The sequence below is a fragment of the Alcanivorax sp. DSM 26293 genome (assembly GCF_900107995.1).
In the GTDB taxonomy this organism is placed as follows: domain Bacteria; phylum Pseudomonadota; class Gammaproteobacteria; order Pseudomonadales; family Alcanivoracaceae; genus Alcanivorax.
Map to the genome: position 1 here is coordinate 120,621 of NZ_FNUM01000002.1, position 17,381 is coordinate 138,001.

General features: G+C 59.5%; 14 protein-coding genes. 7 read left to right on the forward strand and 7 right to left on the reverse strand.

Annotated elements, in window-relative coordinates; all coding sequences use genetic code 11:
• Positions 1-43: 43 nt before the first annotated feature.
• The gene (locus C4S63_RS04090; protein ID WP_234999925.1) at positions 44-961 is read left to right on the forward strand and encodes a class I SAM-dependent methyltransferase; all 918 of its coding nucleotides are present in this window, start codon (positions 44-46) and stop codon (positions 959-961) included.
• Between the two features lie 137 nt (positions 962-1,098).
• Here the strand turns inward: C4S63_RS04090 and C4S63_RS04095 are convergent, their stop codons facing one another.
• Both C4S63_RS04095 and C4S63_RS04100 read right to left on the reverse strand, forming a co-directional pair.
• Positions 1,099-1,614 carry a hypothetical protein gene (locus tag C4S63_RS04095; RefSeq protein ID WP_103916788.1) on the reverse strand — a complete coding sequence of 172 codons (516 nt, stop codon included), beginning with the start codon at positions 1,612-1,614 and terminating at the stop codon, positions 1,099-1,101.
• A 183-nt stretch (positions 1,615-1,797) separates the two neighbouring features.
• The gene (locus C4S63_RS04100; protein ID WP_063509034.1) at positions 1,798-3,027 is read right to left on the reverse strand and encodes a pyridoxal phosphate-dependent aminotransferase; all 1,230 of its coding nucleotides are present in this window, start codon (positions 3,025-3,027) and stop codon (positions 1,798-1,800) included.
• Positions 3,028-3,129: 102 nt separating this feature from the next.
• Between C4S63_RS04100 and C4S63_RS04105 the strand changes: the two genes are divergently transcribed.
• From C4S63_RS04105 to djlA, 5 genes are all read left to right on the forward strand, one after another.
• The gene (locus tag C4S63_RS04105) at positions 3,130-3,798 is read left to right on the forward strand and encodes a DNA-3-methyladenine glycosylase I (RefSeq protein ID WP_103917047.1); all 669 of its coding nucleotides are present in this window, start codon (positions 3,130-3,132) and stop codon (positions 3,796-3,798) included.
• Positions 3,799-3,843: 45 nt separating this feature from the next.
• Positions 3,844-5,805 (forward strand): FTR1 family protein, encoded by a 1,962-nt coding sequence (locus C4S63_RS04110; RefSeq protein ID WP_234999926.1) that lies wholly within the window; start codon positions 3,844-3,846, stop codon positions 5,803-5,805.
• A 139-nt stretch (positions 5,806-5,944) separates the two neighbouring features.
• Positions 5,945-6,844, forward strand: coding sequence for an NAD(P)-dependent oxidoreductase (locus C4S63_RS04115; protein ID WP_103916790.1), 900 nt, complete (start codon positions 5,945-5,947; stop codon positions 6,842-6,844).
• Positions 6,844-7,626: a hydroxypyruvate isomerase gene (gene hyi / locus C4S63_RS04120; protein WP_103916791.1), complete on the forward strand. Its 783-nt coding sequence runs from the start codon at positions 6,844-6,846 to the stop codon at positions 7,624-7,626. Before C4S63_RS04115 ends, hyi begins: the two co-directional genes overlap by 1 nt.
• A gap of 3 nt (positions 7,627-7,629) precedes the next feature.
• Positions 7,630-8,448 carry a co-chaperone DjlA gene (gene djlA, locus C4S63_RS04125; RefSeq protein WP_234999927.1) on the forward strand — a complete coding sequence of 273 codons (819 nt, stop codon included), beginning with the start codon at positions 7,630-7,632 and terminating at the stop codon, positions 8,446-8,448.
• A gap of 145 nt (positions 8,449-8,593) precedes the next feature.
• Here the strand turns inward: djlA and C4S63_RS04130 are convergent, their stop codons facing one another.
• Entirely contained in the window at positions 8,594-9,538 is a 945-nt protein-coding gene (locus C4S63_RS04130) for an oxygenase MpaB family protein (protein WP_062817219.1), read from the reverse strand.
• A gap of 357 nt (positions 9,539-9,895) precedes the next feature.
• Between C4S63_RS04130 and C4S63_RS04135 the strand changes: the two genes are divergently transcribed.
• The gene (locus C4S63_RS04135; protein ID WP_062817220.1) at positions 9,896-10,141 is read left to right on the forward strand and encodes a YdcH family protein; all 246 of its coding nucleotides are present in this window, start codon (positions 9,896-9,898) and stop codon (positions 10,139-10,141) included.
• A gap of 101 nt (positions 10,142-10,242) precedes the next feature.
• Here the strand turns inward: C4S63_RS04135 and C4S63_RS04140 are convergent, their stop codons facing one another.
• The 4 genes from C4S63_RS04140 to C4S63_RS04155 form a co-directional block, all read right to left on the reverse strand.
• Positions 10,243-11,955 (reverse strand): ShlB/FhaC/HecB family hemolysin secretion/activation protein, encoded by a 1,713-nt coding sequence (locus C4S63_RS04140; RefSeq protein ID WP_062817221.1) that lies wholly within the window; start codon positions 11,953-11,955, stop codon positions 10,243-10,245.
• A gap of 90 nt (positions 11,956-12,045) precedes the next feature.
• On the reverse strand, positions 12,046-13,320 hold the full coding sequence (locus C4S63_RS04145; protein WP_234999928.1) for a hypothetical protein: 1,275 nt from the start codon (positions 13,318-13,320) through the stop codon (positions 12,046-12,048).
• Positions 13,321-13,397: 77 nt separating this feature from the next.
• Positions 13,398-15,338, reverse strand: a complete 1,941-nt coding sequence (locus C4S63_RS04150; RefSeq protein ID WP_103916793.1) for an acetoacetate--CoA ligase — start codon at positions 15,336-15,338, stop codon at positions 13,398-13,400.
• Between the two features lie 89 nt (positions 15,339-15,427).
• Positions 15,428-17,377 carry a biotin carboxylase N-terminal domain-containing protein gene (locus C4S63_RS04155; protein ID WP_103916794.1) on the reverse strand — a complete coding sequence of 650 codons (1,950 nt, stop codon included), beginning with the start codon at positions 17,375-17,377 and terminating at the stop codon, positions 15,428-15,430.
• Between the last annotated feature and the right edge of the window lie 4 nt (positions 17,378-17,381).

Below are 17,381 nucleotides of genomic sequence, written 5' to 3' on the forward strand. Positions count from 1 at the left end.
CGTACCCGCCACATGCTCTCCCGGTCCTATGCATTCCTCCCAATTGTCAGACCTGCTTGCCCCGTATCTGGTTCCCCCCTCGCAGCCTCGCCATCGTCTTTTTCACGGCCGGGGGAAAACCGTACCCGCCCTGGAGTGGCTAACCGTCGATTGCTTTGCGCCGGTACTGGTCGCCACGGTATTCCGGTCCCAGGACGAGACCACCTTGCAGGAGCTGGAAAACTGCCTGACCGCAAGGCTGAACGACCTGGGTTGTGACACCCTGGTGATTCAGCATCGCTATGACGGCAAAGCCGACAATGTGCTGGTATGTGGTGAGCTGCCGGAGTCGCCCCTGGCGAAAGAGGATGGACTGGTCTACAAGCTGGATTTCCAGCGCGGACAGAATCTGGGTTTCTTTGCCGATATGGCGCAAGGGCGGCGCTGGATTCGTGAGCGCGCCGAGGGCAAGAAAGTCCTCAACCTATTCAGCTTTACCTGCAGTTTTTCCGTGGCGGCCCTGGCCGGTGGTGCGGAATCGGTGGTGAATATTGATCTTTCCGATCCGGCGCTCAGGCTGGGGCAGCAGAACCACGGACTTAACGGGTTCGAGAATGCCAGGGTGCATTACCTGCCACACAACATTTTCCGTAGCTGGAAAAAACTCCACAGCTTGGGCCGTTACGACATTATCGTGATCGATCCACCCAGCGCCCAAAAAGGCAGTTTCATGGTCGAAAAAGACTATGCCAGGGTGTTGAAGAAGCTGCACAAACTGCTCGCTCCCGAAGCGGAAATTCTCGCCTGTGTGAATGCGCCGTGGCTGGATTATGGCTGGCTTGAAGCCTGTGTGGAGCAGAATCTGCCGGGAGCAGAGCGGGTAGGGCGTTTACCGGGGGCTCCGGGATTTGACGAAGCGGGGGAACCAGCCTTGAAGACGGTGCATTATCACTACCGGCGACCGGCAGAGCTCGATAGCTGAGACGGATCGCTGGCTCCTGCATTTGCAACAGCTACCGTAGGGTGCACTGAGCCTAAGGCGAACTGCACCGATCCGGCGTTTGATGGTGCAGTTCGCCTTAGGCTCAGTGCACCCTACGCATAGGCAACGGGCGGGGCTTAAAAGCCGTCTTCGGTGGCGAAGGGCGGGTTGTCTTCCGGCTTCAGCAGATCGGCGAACTCTTCGGCCTGAACCGGTTCCGGCTGCCGTGACAGCAGATAGCGGACCACCGCTGTGGTTCGCACCGAATCCCGGGCACGAATGGCTTGCAGGAACTGTTCGGCCAGTGTCGCCTTTTCGTGCTTTACGGTGGCGGGCAAAGATGGATCGGGTTGGTCGAAACGCAACTGGCTGATGGCGGTCAACACTACGAAAGCCTTGTTGGTCAGTATCGCCTGCTCAATCCCTTCCTGAAAGATGGTCGCCTCATAGCGAAGCCAACCTTCTTCAGCCAGCCACAACATGGCGCCCAGGCAAGCCATGTGTCGGCTGCTGTGCAGCCCCACATCGTCCACTTCCGTCGGCCCGATAATATCTTCCACATACAACGCCCCGGGGCGCGGGAAGCTCGTATACGCCTGCATGAGAATGCGGGCAACATCATGGCTGAAGTCGTCGATGTGCAGGTGTGACATGTTCAATGCTTCCAGGCAACTGCAGGTGTATCGCTGGCGGTGTGATAACGAGAGTTTCGCGTTGTGAGCAGCGGGTTTAGAAAGTCCAAACCTGAACAAATGGGAGCTTGATTTTCGCTTCTCGAAACTCGCACCTCGTTACTGGATTATCGCGCCGCGAGCGACGCTCCTACAGGCGTTTTTTTATTTTTTTCGTACCCGATCAAGATAACGTGCAATCCGGCCGATGGAATCTTCCAGGTCGTCCACCCGGGGCAGGAACACCACGCGGAAGTGATCCGGCTCCGGCCAGTTGAAGGCGGTGCCCTGGACAATCAGTACCTTCTCTTCGCGCAGCAGGTCCAGTGCAAAGGCTTCATCGTCTTCAAACGGGAAGACCTTCGGATCCAGCTTCGGGAACAGGTACAGGGCGGATTTGGGTTTTACGCAACTGACACCGGGAATCGAGTCGAGCATTTCCCAGGCCAGATCCCGCTGGCGTCCCAGTCGCCCGGTGGGGAGCACCAGATCGCCAATGCTTTGATAGCCGCCCAGGGCTGTCTGGATGGCATGCTGGCTGGGCACGTTGGCACACAGGCGCATGCTGGCGAGCATATCCAGGCCTTCGATATAGCTCTCTGCCCGGTGTTTGGCGCCTGAGATCACCATCCAGCCGGCGCGGAAACCGGCGGCGCGATAATTCTTGGACAGGCCGTTGAAGGTGATAAAGAGAAGATCGTCGGCCATGGAGGCGATCGAGGTGTGCTCTTCGCCGTCGTAGAGAATTTTGTCGTAGATCTCGTCGGCAAACACGATCAGGTTGTTTTCCCGGGCAATCTGCAGCAGCTCTTGCAGCATGGCCGGTTCGTAGTTGGCGCCGGTGGGATTGTTCGGGTTGATGATCACCAGGGCCTTGGTGTTCTTGTTCACCTTGGCACGGATATCTTCCAGTGACGGTTGCCAGTCTTGCTGCTCATCACACAGATAGTGAACCGGGGTGCCACCGGACATGCGCACGGCCGCGGTCCAGAGTGGGTAGTCCGGTGCCGGCAACAACACTTCATCACCGCTGTTGAGCAGCGCCTGCATGGACATGACGATCAATTCGGAAACACCGTTGCCGATGATCACATCATCCACGGTGACGCCTTCGATGCCTTTGGTCTGGGTGTACTGCATCACCGCCTTGCGGGCCGGGAACAACCCTTTGGAGTGACAGTAGCCGGTGGATTCCGGCAGATTGCTGATCACGTCCTGAAGCAGCTCTTCCGGAGCCTCGAAGCCAAATGGGGCCGGGTTGCCGATGTTCAGTTTGATCACCCGGTGACCTTCGTCTTCCAGGCGATGGGCTTCACGCAGCACCGGGCCGCGGATGTCGTAACATACGCCGCGTAATTTGTCGGATTTGTTGACGTGGTATTGGTCGATGGTCATGCCGGTCCCGTTGAATTGGATAGAGCCAAGAGGCTGATTCTACAATGTCCCCAAATTACTGTATATCGAGTCACTACAAACGATATGGAACTGGAGCAGGCCGTGACCCCATTCAAGGATTTGCTGGCCCTGGCGGTAACCCGCAAGGGCTCCCTGAAAACCGTAAAAGGGCAGTTGCCGACCGTGGCAGATGCGGGCCTGCTGCGCAGCCGGGATGATGCCTTCTACCTGTCGGCGCTGACCCGCCGCATTTTCCGGGCCGGCCTCAAGCACTCTTTGGTGGACAACAAATGGCCGGCGTTCGAGGAGGCCTTTTTCGGCTTTGATCCGGAAAAACAGGTGCTGATGCCCGACACCATGCTGGATGAGCGCATGCAGGACACGCGTCTGATCCGTCATTGGGGAAAAATGAAAGCCATCCGTCACAATGCCCAGCTGGTGCTGGACCTGGCGGAGGAGTACGGCAGCGTTGGCAACTGGCTGGCGGATTGGCCCGCCGATGACACCGTGGGCATGTGGCTGCTACTCAAAAAACGCGGTAAACAGCTGGGGGGCAACTCCGGGGCGGCTTTTCTGCGCATGGTGGGGCGCGATACCTGGTATCCCACCGGGGATGTGATTGCCGCCCTCAAGGCCCAGAACATCATCGATAAACCGCCGGCCAGCCAGCGAGACCAACGAGCCGCCCAGGCGGCGTTCAATACCTGGCAGCAGGAAAGTGGCTGGCCCCAGGCGCATATCAGCAAGGTGCTGGCCTTTACCATCGGTTAACAGGATTCCGGGGGAGTGGTGCGGTTGATGGCAGGGGGTATTTAAATGATAATGCCTCTCCTTTTCATCGTGAACCCGGTTCATTTTATGGTTTTTTTCCCCGCCAAAGTGCGTATTCCCGCGCTGCTCCTGTCCGTTCTGTTTCTTTGCCTGCCCGCCTATGCCAGCAACCAGACCGCCCTGGTGCAGTTGGTGGAATACGTGGGGGCGGATTACATCAATGCGGTGGTGGAAGGCGAAATTGTCAGCCCGGAAGAGTATGCCGAGATGGAGGAGTTCACGGCCCTGTTGGCGGAAGGCGTGGCGCAGCTGCCGGATGCGGATGGCAAGCAAGACCTGCAGAGACAGGCGGAAGCATTGCAACAGGCGGTGACCGACAAGGCGGGAGAGCCCCGTATCAAGACGCTGGCCCAGTCCATTCGTGCCACCCTGGTTTCAGTTTACGGCATCCCGGTGTCGCCAAAAGCCGCGCCGGATCTGGATCGTGCTGCCACGTTGTATCAAACCCAGTGCGCCGCCTGCCATGGCCCGGAAGGTCGGGGAGATGGTCCCGCGGGTGCGGCAATGGAGCCGGCGCCCACCGATTTTACCGACCTGGCTCGCTACAACGGTCGCTCACTGCTGGGGCTGCACACAACCATCACCCAGGGGGTAGATGGCACGGGTATGGCCGCCTACGGCGACACCCTCAGTGACGAGGATCGCTGGGCCCTGGCGTTCTACGTGGGGGCAAAAGCGGTCAGCGATGAGATGGCGGAAACCGGCAAAACCGCGTTCAACCGGATTCCCGGCATGAAGACCTCCCTCTCTCTGGATACGCTGGTAGCGCAGGCTCCGGAAGATGTGCTGAAAGAGCAGGGTGAGCAGGCCTATGCGGCGCTGGGCTATCTGCGTCGGCAGCCATCCGCGTTGTTCAATCAAAACCGCTTTATTGCCCTGAGTGATGTCCGTTTGAAAGAGGCCGGGCAGGCGTATGCGAACGGTGATCGTCAGCGGGCAAGGAGTGCGGCGTTGTCCGCCTATCTGGATGGGTTCGAGATGATCGAGCAGCAGTTGGCTGCGGTGGATGGCGACCTGATGCGCCGGGCCGAGACGGATTTCATGGCCGTGCGGGAAGCCATTGATCGCAACCAGGGGGCAGAGCGCGTCAGCGAGCGGGTGGCGACAGCCCGTACCTCCCTGGCGGAGGCCGCGGAAGCGCTGTCCGGTGACGGCCTCAGTCCGGCAGCCACATTCTCCGCCAGCTTTTTTATTCTGTTCCGTGAAGGTCTGGAAGCCCTGTTGGTGGTGGCGGCTCTGCTCACGTTCACCCGCAAGGCCAATGCCACAAACGCCACCCGGCATATCCATCTTGGCTGGATGGCGGCGTTGCTCGCTGGCGGCCTCACCTGGTATGCGGCCAACTCCCTGATCACTTTCAGCGGTGCCTCCCGGGAAATGACCGAAGGGGTGGCCGGGGTGGTCGCGGCGTTGATCCTGTTTTACGTGGGTTTCTGGATGCACAGCAACAGCAATAGCCAGAAATGGCTGGGCTACATCCGCAACAAGGTGGACGATGCCCTGGGCAGAGGAACCGTCTGGGTGTTGACGTTCGTTGCCTTTATTTCGGTGTATCGGGAAATCTTCGAGACCATCCTGTTTTACCAGGCCCTGTGGAGTCAGGTGACCTCGGCCACCCAGGCCTTTCTCTTTTACGGTATCGCGGCGGCGGTGGCATCTCTGGCAGTGGTCTGCGTCCTGTTCTTCCGTGTTGGCATGAGGTTGCCACTGAGCCTGTTCTTCCGGGTGACCAGTCTGGTGTTGCTGGTGCTCTCGGTGGTGCTGCTGGGTCGAGGTATTGCTGCCCTCCAGGAAGCCGGTGTATTGAGTGCCTACTACCTGGGTGTCCCCACCATCGAGTGGCTGGGATTCTTCCCCACCGTGCAGGGTGTCGCGGCTCAGGTGCTTGCGGTACTGCTCGGTGTGGTGTTGTGGTTGCGAGGCAACCACCGGCAGGAAGGACGATAGACAAGCTGGCAGGGGTGCCACATCCGCCGTAATCAGGAATAATTGCCCCCAGTCCATTCAGGAGCGCCAGGTTTGGCGTTCCCGAGATTTTTTCTGTCGCATGAGCCCCTGGCCATGTGCTCTGTCAATCGGCTTTCCCATGTCACAACCTGCGATCAGTTTTCTTGGTGTTGGCCTGATGGGGGCGCCCATGGTGGCGTGCCTGTTGGAAGCCGGCTTTTCCCTGACACTCTGGAACCGGACACCCGCAAAAGCGCAGGCGTTCTCCGGTCGTGCGCGCCTCGCGTCGAGCCCGGCGGAAGCCGTCGCCGGCGCGGATGTGGTCATTACCATGCTCGAAAGTGGCCAGGTGGTGGATCAGGTGCTTTACCAGAGTGGCGCAATTCGTCAGCTTCGGCAGGGCGCGCTGGTGATTGACATGAGCTCAATCGAACCGGGGCTGGCCCGGGGCCATGGGGCCCAGGTGGAAGCACTGGGTGGTGGGTACCTGGATGCTCCGGTGTCCGGCGGCACCCGGGGGGCACAGGCGGGTACGCTGTCGATCATGGTGGGGGGGAGTGACGAGACCTTTGTGCGGGCGGCGGCGGTCTTTCAGCCTTTGGGGACAGTGACCCATATCGGCCCCGTGGGCAGCGGCCAACTGGCCAAACTGGCCAATCAGGCCATCGTTGGCATCACGATCGGGGCGGTTTCCGAAGCCCTGTTGCTGGCGGCGAAAGGTGGAGCAAGACCGGAAAAAGTCCGTGAGGCCCTGCTGGGTGGTTTTGCCGGCAGCAAGATTCTGGAACAGCATGGCGAGCGCATGCTGCAGCGTGATTTTGCCCCCGGGGCACCGGCCCGGATTCAGCTCAAGGACCTGCGCATGATCCTTGATGAGGCGCGCAGTGAGGGACTTACCTTGCCGCTCAGCCAGCGTGTGTTCGAGCAGTACCGGGCCCTGCTGGCCAGCGGCAATGGCGAAGTGGACCATAGCGGCCTGTTGCTGGAACTGGAGCGGCTCAATGGCGTCCGACTTGGCAGCGCTGACGAGGAAAGCTGATGCCAAGATTTGCTGCCAACCTGTCCCTGTTATTCACTGAGCTGCCGTTTCTGGATCGCTTTGCTGCCGCCGCAGAAGCGGGGTTTCAGGGGGTAGAGTTCCTGTTTCCCTATGACTGGCCGGCTGACACCCTGGCAGCAAGGTTGAAGGCGCACTCTCTTACCCAGGTACTGTTCAACCTGCCGCCGGGAGACTGGCAGGCCGGTGAGCGAGGCATTGCCTGCCTGCCAGACCGGGTGGAGGAATTTCGAGAAGGCGTCATTCAGGCTCTGGAATACGCGCAGGCACTGGATTGCCAGCGGATTAATTGCCTGGCCGGAATTCGACCTGCCTCCCTGCCTGATGAGGTGGCGTTTCAGACCCTGGTCGATAACCTGCGTTTTGCCGCTGATCTTTTGGCAGCCCAGGGGCGCATCCTGACCGTGGAAGCGATCAATTCGAAAGTGGATATGCCCGGATTCTTTCTGGATACTTCCCTGAAAGCCATGGCGGCCATCAACGAAGCAGGGCGGGACAATATCTGTTTGCAGTTCGATCTGTACCACATGCAAATCATGGAGGGTGACCTGTGCCGTTCCCTTTCACGACTTTGTCCCCATATAGGACATATTCAGTTCGCCGACAATCCGGGACGTCATGAACCGGGAACCGGCGAAATTCATTTTGATACGGTGTTTGCCCATCTTGATGGCCTCGATTATCAGGGCTGGGTCAGTGCGGAATATCGCCCGCAACGGGACACCAAGACCAGCCTGGGCTGGTTCAGACCACGGATTGACTGATTCATGATGCAACTTAACTGGGGCGGCAAGATTATTCTCGGTCTGCTCGGGATGCTGGTGGGTGGTCCCATCGGCCTGGGCATCGGCCTGTTTGTTGGCCACATGCTCGACAAGGGCGCGGCCCAGGTGCAAAACGTTCGCCCGCAGCAGGCACAAGTCCAGAAAGCCCTTTTTGATACGGTGTTTTCCATCATGGGACATCTGGCCAAGGCGGATGGCCGGGTCAGCGAGGATGAAATCGCCCAGGCCCGGGCGGTGATGGACCGCATGCAGCTCAATGAGGAACAGCGCCGCGAAGCCATCGCCCTGTTCAATCGTGGCAAGGAGGCGGATTTCCCGCTGGACGCCACCGTGGCTGACTTCGCCAACACCGTAAAACACCGCAAGCAGCTTATCCTGGTGCTGCTGGAGATACTGTTGCAGGTGGCGCTGGCAGACGGACAGATTGATCAGGCGGAAGAGGCGATACTGGTGCGGGTGGCTGAGGGGCTGGGAGTGCCGCGTGCCCAGTTCCAGCAGATTCTCAATATGCTGCTGGCCCAGGCCCAGTTTTCCGGCGCTGGCCGCGCCCATCGGGGCGGGCAGGGCGCTGCGGGACCCTCACGGCCCTCGCTGGGGCAGGCTTACCAGGTACTGGGAGTGACCGAGTCGGCGTCCAATCAGGAGATCAAAAAGGCCTATCGCAAGCTGATGAGTGAGCATCATCCGGACAAGCTGGCAGCCAAAGGGGTGCCGGAAGAGATGATCCGCATGGCCACGGACAAGACAGCGGAAATCAGCAAGGCCTACGACATGATCAAGGATAGCCGCGGTTTTAAATAGGCGGCCCACAACACGCAAGACGCCCACGGTTGGAGCTTTGCTTGCAAAGCGAATGTTCCAGCAACGACGTTGCTTTCATCCTTCGCTTTGCAAGCAAAGCTCCAACGGTTATCCGCCGCCTGCAGCGTGAAGCCTGTTGCGTCTCTCAATAACTCACGCTGGGTAACCGATCCACTTTCGGGATCGACCAGCCGCTGTTCACCAGATCGCTTTCTCCTGTCCACCATCGGTTGAGCAGCCGGGTGGCGAGGTCAGCACGGGCCCGACCGCCAAGGCGCTGGCTGGCCTCGTGATAGGCGGGCTGGTAGCGCAGTCGCGGTGGCAAACGGCGGGTAATATCCATCAATTTTTTCAGGTGTTTCTGGTAGGCGCGATGGCTGTCCAGCCCGGTTTGCGGCAGGCGGAATGTCTGCCTCAGAAACTCGGGAATCTGGAACGATGCCAGCGGCAGATACTGGCCGTAGGGCAGACGGCCCGGGTAGCCCTGTTCACGGATCAGATCATGGCCAAGTTGACGGCGCCGGTCACTGACCGGCCCGGAATGGTTGAGACGCCGCTGCCACCAGCGGCGATATGCGTGCCAGTCCGCAGGGCGCCGGTTTTCAGGAATCCCCATGACCTGGGCCAGTAGCATGGTTTCCTCGAACAGCCGTTCCTGATGAGCGGAATTCAGCGGCTCAATCACTTCCTGATAGACCAGCAGACAGGAATCCATCCACGCCGACAGGGCATACAGCAGGGTTTCGCTGTCTTCCACATCAAACAAGGTTTTGCGCCGCATGCGGGGGCTGTCCAGTGCCAGTAAGGCCTGGTCCAGATTGCCAAACACCAACCTCAGCATGAAGACCTGGGTATGCTGAATCCGCTGTACCAGATCGTGGGGGTTGGCCAGTAACTGGGACAGCCGGCTGTCCGCCAGGGCCAGCAAGGCCACCCGACCCTGGGCTAGTGAAGTGAGGTTTTCGCGCATCAGTTGCCAGCAGATAGAGCCGGGGCCAAACAGACCCGCATCGGGATGCTGGCACTGTTCGCTAGCCTGGATCAGGCCTTCCTGGAAATGGTCGCGGGTCAGTAATTGCGGTAACGCCATGTGCACGCCTCCTTTGTGCAGTGTGGGTTCCCACTACCACCGAACTGCCGGTGACAACGTAGTGTCTTGGAGATCCTCTGCGTCACGCCTTTGGCCTGAAGTCCTGGCAGGATCTGGAGGCGCTGCTGCTGTGTTTTGTCGTCACGGGCAGAGCCGTTTTCCTTCGCTGGCGACCAAACCGGGCAGATGAGGGCGGACTCAGAGGCTCCTTTTCATCTTACGAGCCTGTCTGATTGAATCTAATCGGGAAATGTGGTGATTTAATGATGTATGGGAACAGTGGCGCAGTTTTTTGTGTCAGAGGGTTAGAGGTGTTCCTACCGGGTTACTCAACGTTACGGCAAAGGAGTCAGTTCCATGCTGGGAGAGAATCACAGTATCCATCACGAATTTCCGGATCAGCGCCAGAAGATTGATGAACTGGTGAGCAATGATCCCGCTTTTCGTGCGTTGGTGGCAGATCATGACAAACTGGATAAACAGATTCGGGGTCTGGAAATGCGTGAAAGCCCCATTGCCGACTTGGACATGGAACGCTTGAAGCGGGAAAGAATTCGATTGAAGGATGAGGTGTACCATCGTCTCAATAATGGCGCGGGTTAATCTGAATATGTTACGGATTGGATAAAGTCACTCGTTGCGAGTCACGAGGTACGAGTTCCGAAAAATACGGCTTTCGCTCCTCGTAACTCGCTTCTCGCAACCTAGAAATCCACCCTTCCTGTCACAATGAACTGGACATCGTCCACCTGATCCTGGTCCACCAGCGGTGCCGCCACATCCAGGTGTAGCACCCGATCCACACGAAACTTGCTGGGACTAAGCCGCAGGCCCAGTCCTGCATTGGCCAGTGTGCTACCGCGGGGTTGGCCCTGTTCCCAGGCCTGCCCGGCATCCACATAAACGGCACCGCCCACATAGGCCAGATTGAAAATCTGCCAGTTGGTAAATCGGCGGCGTTCCACGGAGAACACCCAGCGGCGATCGCCGCGTTGGTAGTCAGTGGGATAGCCGCGCAGATTGTCGTTACCGCCAATGGTCAGTTGTTCGTCCTGCCGCAAATTACTGCCGGCATCCAGATTGAGCCGGGCAAACCAGCGATTGTTCTGGTTCAGGAAATAATAGTAATTCAGGCTCCCGCCGTAGAGCGTGCTGACAAAGTCGTCATCCTCATAGCGACCACCGGCAGACAGACCGCTGCGGAAGAGATGGTGCTGTCGTACAAAGCGGGTATTGCTGGTGCTCAGATTGAAAACCACCGATTCCGCATTACTGCCCAGGGATTCGCTGGCATGACCCACGCGCACGAAGTGATACCAGCCCAGTCGGATATCTTCCTGGCGCTGGGCGCGATTCAGGTTCGAGGCCACCAGATGCCTGTTTTCCTGATACTCCCAGGATAACCAGGGGTAAACACGGCGCTCATCCTCGGGCAGGGAGGTGGTTTCACCGGGGACATCACTGAAGCGCTCTTCCTCGTCGGTGATACCCAGGCGCCAACGGCTGACCGCGCTGTCCTGAACCCCGGGGGACCAACCCACAAAGACGTCGTAACGGTTGTCCTCCAGACGATAGCGGTTCACGGTCTGGTCATTCTCCTCGATACGCTCGAGCAGATTTTCCCGTTGCACATCGAGGCCTGCAGACCAGCGGCTATTGAGTTGATAAAAGGGGCGAAGCAGGCCGCCGGAAAGGGACTCCCCATCGCTGGCGTTGGTATAGCTGAGATTCAGCTGCACCCGGGCAGGCAGTAATGGATTGCGGTAACTGAAGAAGTGGCCGCTGCGATCGGCATCATCGAAGTAGCCGGTGGCCACCCGCTGGCCCGTGCCCAGCAGGTTGCTCTCGGTAAAGCCGGCACTGGTGCTGTCATCGCCCCCGGAACGGGATGCCGAAGCAGAAGGGGAAAAGGTCCAGACATCCCGAACCACGACCAGCAGGTCAATACGATCTGCACAAACCCGGTGAGGCACGATCATCGCATCCACCAGGTAATCATTACGGCGCAAGAGCCGCTCGTTCTCACGGATGTGATCCCGGTCGAGGGGGTCGCCGGGACTCACGATCATCTGTTTTTCGAGGGTCGTCTCCCGCGTTTCGATATGCAGAAAATTGGCCGCACGGTACAGCCAATTATTCTCTGCGGGATCGTCCTCATTGAAGATGGGCAGCACCCTGTAGTGAATCTCGCCAATGGCGCGCCCCTGATAAAGGCCGAAATCCACACTCTGACGGGTTTCAACAAACTCGAACAGGGACGGGTCACCCAGATCATAGATCAGTTCACAGCGGTCATCAGGAAGGGGGGACGCCCAGATCTGCAACGACCAGAGCAAAAGGGCAGCTGCCAGCCAGAAAGGACGAAAGCCGGCCCGGGAGAGTTGTTTCCGCTGCGTACCGGGACACAGTGCCTGCATGAACGAACGCCTGACCGGGAGAGTCTTCACTCTACAAACCCCATGGCGCTAATGACAAGTCGCGGTGTGCCGTCCGTGGCAATTTTCATGCTATTTCAATTTCAGACGAGTGTGCGGGTTATCCAGTTGCTGGTTGGCATAGTCGCCGGGCGCCAGCCCATGGCTGTCCTTGCTGAAGTACAGGCGGGTGACGAAATAAAACTCTTTGCCAAACGGAATATCGGTCAGTGAAAACCCCACATTGGGAAGCTGGCCGGCAAATCGTTCCGGCTCGTTGGCCAGTGACGCATCGTCCTGATAGAGCAGGCGGGCAGGGGTATCAAAGCCTTTCAGGAAAGCCAGCTGGGCGAGCAGGTCGAAGCCCCGACCAGTGCTGAACCAGATCCAGTTGTCGCCTTTCAGGGGCTGATCGAGCATGGCGTTTTCCGCATCCGAGAGTCGCCCATCAGTGATGGCCACATGATTACCGGTCCAACTGGTCATTAGCTGACTGTCATAGAGCCCGTTGCCGTCCAGGGAGATATCCAGTCCGGGCCGTTTCACGACGGTTTCTGCAATGCCCGGCAGGGTAAAGCGGCTGTGTATCTCCACCTGCTTGGGCATTACCAGAAAATAGTTGTTGATACGCAAAACAGGAACCCTGGCCACGGTCACCGAGGTTGAGGCGTAGACCAGTGAGGCCAGGGGGCCGTTGATCACCTGTTTGACCTTGGGATCCAGGTTGTTGTTGTTCAGGGTAACCCGGTTGTTTTCGCCGAACAGGCCCGCACTGAGCCGTAATTTGAGAGTATCGAGAATACTCTGCCTCTCACCGTTTTCACCCTCAAAGCCGCGGAAGTAGAAATCGCTCCATTTGAACAAATTTCCGTCTGCCATACTCAGGGCGTAGTCCGTGCTTTTGATGGTCATGGATTGCGCGTCGAACTGCACGTAGCGGTCGGTATTCTGCAGATAGGCGTTTTTCACCAGATAGAAAAAGCGGGTTTCGCCGGCCTGTTCCACGGCCAGCTCAGCGGCGACTTGCTCGGTGACCGGACCGTCCAGGGGTTGGCCGCCATCCTCGAAACGTAGCAGCAGCCGGTCCTCGGCATCGATACGGGCTGGATCCCCCACCGGGTCGGTGCTGTCGTCCTGTTCAAAATAGGGGTAACCCTGCTTCGACCACTGCACCCACTGGTGGGGGACGGGTGCCAGTCGGCCATCCTGCATGGCGAAGAACGAATACAGACCGCTCTGTTTGCCATGCAGTGCTTTGAAGCTCTCGCCGGTGAGCGTAATGATCTGGGCATGCAGGGAGCCGGACATTGCCGACAGCAGCAGGGCAACTATTACCGTAGATATCGGCAAGTATTTATTATTCTTCATTTTTACATCACTGGGCCGGTACAACCTTACATGATGCGCCTTTAAACCGGGCCGTCAATGGCCCGGTAAACGGGTGGTCAATTTGCCAGCTCAGGAAGGTTGGAGAAGTGCTCCAGGGCTTGCGGATTGGCCAGGGCATTGCGGTTGGTCACCGGGCGCCCGTGGATCACTTCGCGAACCGCCAGTTCCACAATCTTGCCGCTCACTGTGCGTGGGATTTCCGGCACTTCGGCAATGACTGCCGGCACATGGCGTGGGGTAGCGCCTTCGCGGATGGCTTTGCGGATTCGTGCTTGTAACGCCTCGTCAAGACTGACGCCATCGGCCAGTACCACAAACAGTACAACACGCACATCCCCTTGCCATTCCTGACCGACCACAATGGCCTCGCGGATTTCATCAAGCGTTTCCACCTGGCGGTAGATTTCTGCGGTGCCGATGCGCACACCGCCCGGGTTGAGTACCGCATCGGAACGGCCGTGAATGATCAGCCCGGTATGCTGTTCATGGGGAACCAGCTGGGCGTAGTCGCCATGGGCCCAGACGCCGTCGAAACGGGCAAAGTAGGCCTTGTGGAAGCGGCTGCCATCCGGGTCGTTCCAGAATGCTACCGGGCAGGAAGGGAAGGGCTGTCGGCACACCAGTTCGCCCTTGCTTTCTGCCAGCGGCTCACCGTTGTCGTCAAACACGGCCACATCCATGCCCAGCCCCGCGCACTGCAATTCACCGCGATAGACCGGCAGCAGCGGATTGCCCAGTGCAAAGCAGGAAATGATATCGGTTCCCCCGGAAATGGAGCTGACCAGGAGATCCGGTTTTACCTGCTGATAAAGATAGTCGTAGCTCTCGTGGAGCAAGGGGGAGCCGGTGGAAAAGAGGGTGCGCAGGCTGGACAGATCATGGCTGTCGCGGGGCTTGAGACCTGACTTCTCTACGGCCTGGATAAACTTGGCGCTGGTGCCGAAATGGGTGATGCCTTCGCCATCCACCAGATCGAACAAGCGGGCGGTGTTCGGGTAGGCCGGGTTGCCGTCGTAAAGCACCAGGGTGGCCCCGGTATGCAGGCCACAGATCAGCCAGTTCCACATCATCCAGCCGCAGGTGGTGAAATAGAACAGGGTGTCCTCGGGGCCCACATCCCCGTGCAACTGCAGTTCCTTGGTCTGTTGCAGCAGGGTGCCACCGGCACCGTGCACGATGCACTTGGGTTGGCCGGTGGTTCCGGAGGAGTAAAGAATGAATAGCGGGTGATTGAACGGCAGTGCAGCAAAATCCGGGGCCGGCCCGGCGCTGTCCAGCCAGGTTTGCCAGATCAATGCCCGTCTTACCGGGGTACTGGTGCCTTTGCCGGGCACTACCACCAGCAGCTCCGGTTTCAAGGCATCGTGCAGGGCATCAATGCGATCCCCAAGATCGATCCACTTGCCGTTGTAATGGTAACCGTCACAGGCCACCAGCACGGCAGGTTCGATCTGCCCGAAGCGATCGAGTACGCCGGACACGCCGAAGTCCGGCGAGCAGGATGACCATACCGCGCCGATCCAGGCCGCGCCCAGGGCGGCGATCACCGTCTCAATCCGGTTGGGCATGTAGCCGGCGACCCGGTCGCCGGGTTTCACACCGGCGGCGAGCAACTGGGCGGCAACCTTGCCGGCGGCCACACGCAGGTCAGCGTAACTGACTTCGCGGCGGGTGCCGTCCTCCAGCACGCTGATCAGGGCAGGGTGGGTGTCGTTGCGGTGCAGCAGATTTTCCGCGTAGTTCAGGCGAGCCTGGGGAAACCAGTGGGTGTCCTGGAAACGATCACGACGGGTGAGCACGGTATCGCCGGGCTCGCCCACCACACCACAGAAGTCCCACACCTGTTGCCAGAACGCCTCCGGCTGCTCCACTGACCAGGCATGCAGGGCATTGTAGTCGGCCAGCGGCTGGCCGCTGTGGTGGCGGGCCTGTTCCCAGAACCTGGCCAGTCGGCTGTGCTGTTGCGCGTCACCCGGTTGCCAAAGCGGTGCGGACATTCTGTTCTCCCAAGTATCTGGTGTCCGGCAGCAAGTGTCCGGTGGTTTTCATCAGGTTGCTCATTGCGCGGGCCCACAGGCCGCGGCTGTCAGTCGTCAGCGGCCTCTTCAAATTCCACCAGCAAGGTGCCTTCGCTGACGCTGTCTCCGGTTGCCACATAAAAGTCATGCACGGTCCCCGGCACCGTTGCGCGCAGGGTGTGCTCCATTTTCATGGCTTCCAGTGTAATGACTGCATCGCCAGCAGCAACGGCATCGCCCGCGGACACATGCAGGGCAACGATGGTGCCACTCATGGGCGCGATGAAGCCGGCTGCATCGTCATGTTGGGCACTGTCGCGGCTGGGATTGAGAGTGATTTCATGGGCCTGTCCGGCCACGAACAACAGCAGGGTGCTGTCATCTTTGCGTGCATGGCGTGCGCGCAAACCGTTGGTGCCCCAATGCAGGTTGATGGTCTGGGCATCCCGTGTCGCAACAAGGGGCGCCTGTTTGTCGCCCACGGAGGCAACGCCGTCCTGTTCGCGGACGGTGATCAGCTCGCCATCCACCTGAAGCAGGGTTTGCCGAAAACGCCGGCCCATGGGGCGCCAGCCTTGCAGACTTTGCCAGGGGGAGTCGTTGGTGCTGTCGGCAGCGATTACCTGGCTGGCGGCCAGGGCCAGCAGCGCGGGTTCGGTCACCGTGGCCTCGAGCAGGTGTGGGCGGTGTTCCAGAAGACGGGTATCCAGGTCGCCATCGGCAAAGGCATCGTCGTTGAGCACCCGGTGCAGGAAGGGGGCATTGTGGTGGATGCCTTTCAGCTCCAGGGCGTCCAGAGCCGTGATCAGTTTCTGGCGGGCCTCATGGCGGGACCCACCATGGCAGATCAACTTGGCGATCATGGGATCGTAGTGATCGTCCACCCGGTCGCCATGCTCATATCCGGCATCCACCCGGGCCACCTCATGGGGCCAGCGCAGATGGCTCAGCAGGCCGGAGGAGGGCAGGAAGCCCTGTTCCGGGTCTTCCGCATACAGGCGCACTTCCATGGCGTGGCCGTGACGTTCGATCTGGTGCTGCGCTTTGGGCAGTGGATCGCCGGCGGCGACGGCCAGCTGCCAGGCGACCAGGTCTTCACCGGTGATCATTTCCGTCACCGGATGTTCTACCTGCAGGCGAGTGTTCATTTCCATAAAGTAGAACTGGCCATCGGGTCCGTAGAGGAACTCGACGGTACCCGCACCGCGGTAATCAATGGCCTTGGCCGCCTGAACAGCGGCGTCACCAAAGGCGTTCCGGGTGGCCTCGTCCAGCCCCGGCGCCGGGGCCTCCTCGATGATTTTCTGGTGGCGACGCTGTACCGAACAGTCCCGCTCGAACAGATGCACCGCGTTACCGTGATTGTCGGCGAATACCTGTACCTCCACGTGGCGGGCTGTTGGCAGATAGCGCTCCAGTAGCACCCGGTCATCGCCAAAGGCGCCACTGGCTTCGCGTCGTGCCGCTGCCAGCGCTTCACTGAATTCGCTGGCGCTGTTGACCACACGCATGCCCTTGCCGCCACCACCGGCTACAGCCTTGATCAGTAGCGGAAAACCTACCTGTTCGCTGGCGCGAACCAGGTCATCATCACTGGCGCCTTCCTCATCGAAACCGGGCAATACCGGCACGCCGCTGTTCGCCATTAATTGTCGGGCAGCGGCCTTGTCGCCCATGACCTCGATGGCTCGGGCATTGGGGCCGACAAAAATGATACCCGCGTTTTCACAGGCGGCAGCAAAGGCGGTGTTCTCGGAAAGGAATCCGTAGCCCGGGTGAATGGCATCGGCGCCGGTTTCTCTGGCGGCGGCGATGACCTTGTCGATCACCAGATAGCTCTCCCGCGCCGGCGCCGGACCCAGGCAGACTGCCTGATCCGCCTCACGGACATGGGGCAGGGAGGCATCCACATCGGAGTAGACCGCCACGGTAGCGATGCCTTGCTGGCGGCAGGTGCGGATAATGCGCCGGGCGATTTCGCCTCGGTTGGCGATCAGGAGTTTTTTTATCGTTGCCATGGTG

Coding starts and splice junctions, on each gene's coding strand:
- C4S63_RS04095 (WP_103916788.1), bottom strand. CDS start 1,614: ATGTCACACCTGCACATCGACGACTTCAGCCATGATGTTGCCCGCATT.
- C4S63_RS04100 (WP_063509034.1), bottom strand. CDS start 3,027: ATGACCATCGACCAATACCACGTCAACAAATCCGACAAATTACGCGGC.
- C4S63_RS04110 (WP_234999926.1), top strand. CDS start 3,844: ATGATAATGCCTCTCCTTTTCATCGTGAACCCGGTTCATTTTATGGTT.
- C4S63_RS04115 (WP_103916790.1), top strand. CDS start 5,945: ATGTCACAACCTGCGATCAGTTTTCTTGGTGTTGGCCTGATGGGGGCG.
- hyi (WP_103916791.1), top strand. CDS start 6,844: ATGCCAAGATTTGCTGCCAACCTGTCCCTGTTATTCACTGAGCTGCCG.
- djlA (WP_234999927.1), top strand. CDS start 7,630: ATGATGCAACTTAACTGGGGCGGCAAGATTATTCTCGGTCTGCTCGGG.
- C4S63_RS04130 (WP_062817219.1), bottom strand. CDS start 9,538: ATGGCGTTACCGCAATTACTGACCCGCGACCATTTCCAGGAAGGCCTG.
- C4S63_RS04135 (WP_062817220.1), top strand. CDS start 9,896: ATGCTGGGAGAGAATCACAGTATCCATCACGAATTTCCGGATCAGCGC.
- C4S63_RS04140 (WP_062817221.1), bottom strand. CDS start 11,955: ATGCAGGCACTGTGTCCCGGTACGCAGCGGAAACAACTCTCCCGGGCC.
- C4S63_RS04145 (WP_234999928.1), bottom strand. CDS start 13,320: ATGAAGAATAATAAATACTTGCCGATATCTACGGTAATAGTTGCCCTG.
- C4S63_RS04150 (WP_103916793.1), bottom strand. CDS start 15,338: ATGTCCGCACCGCTTTGGCAACCGGGTGACGCGCAACAGCACAGCCGA.
- C4S63_RS04155 (WP_103916794.1), bottom strand. CDS start 17,377: ATGGCAACGATAAAAAAACTCCTGATCGCCAACCGAGGCGAAATCGCC.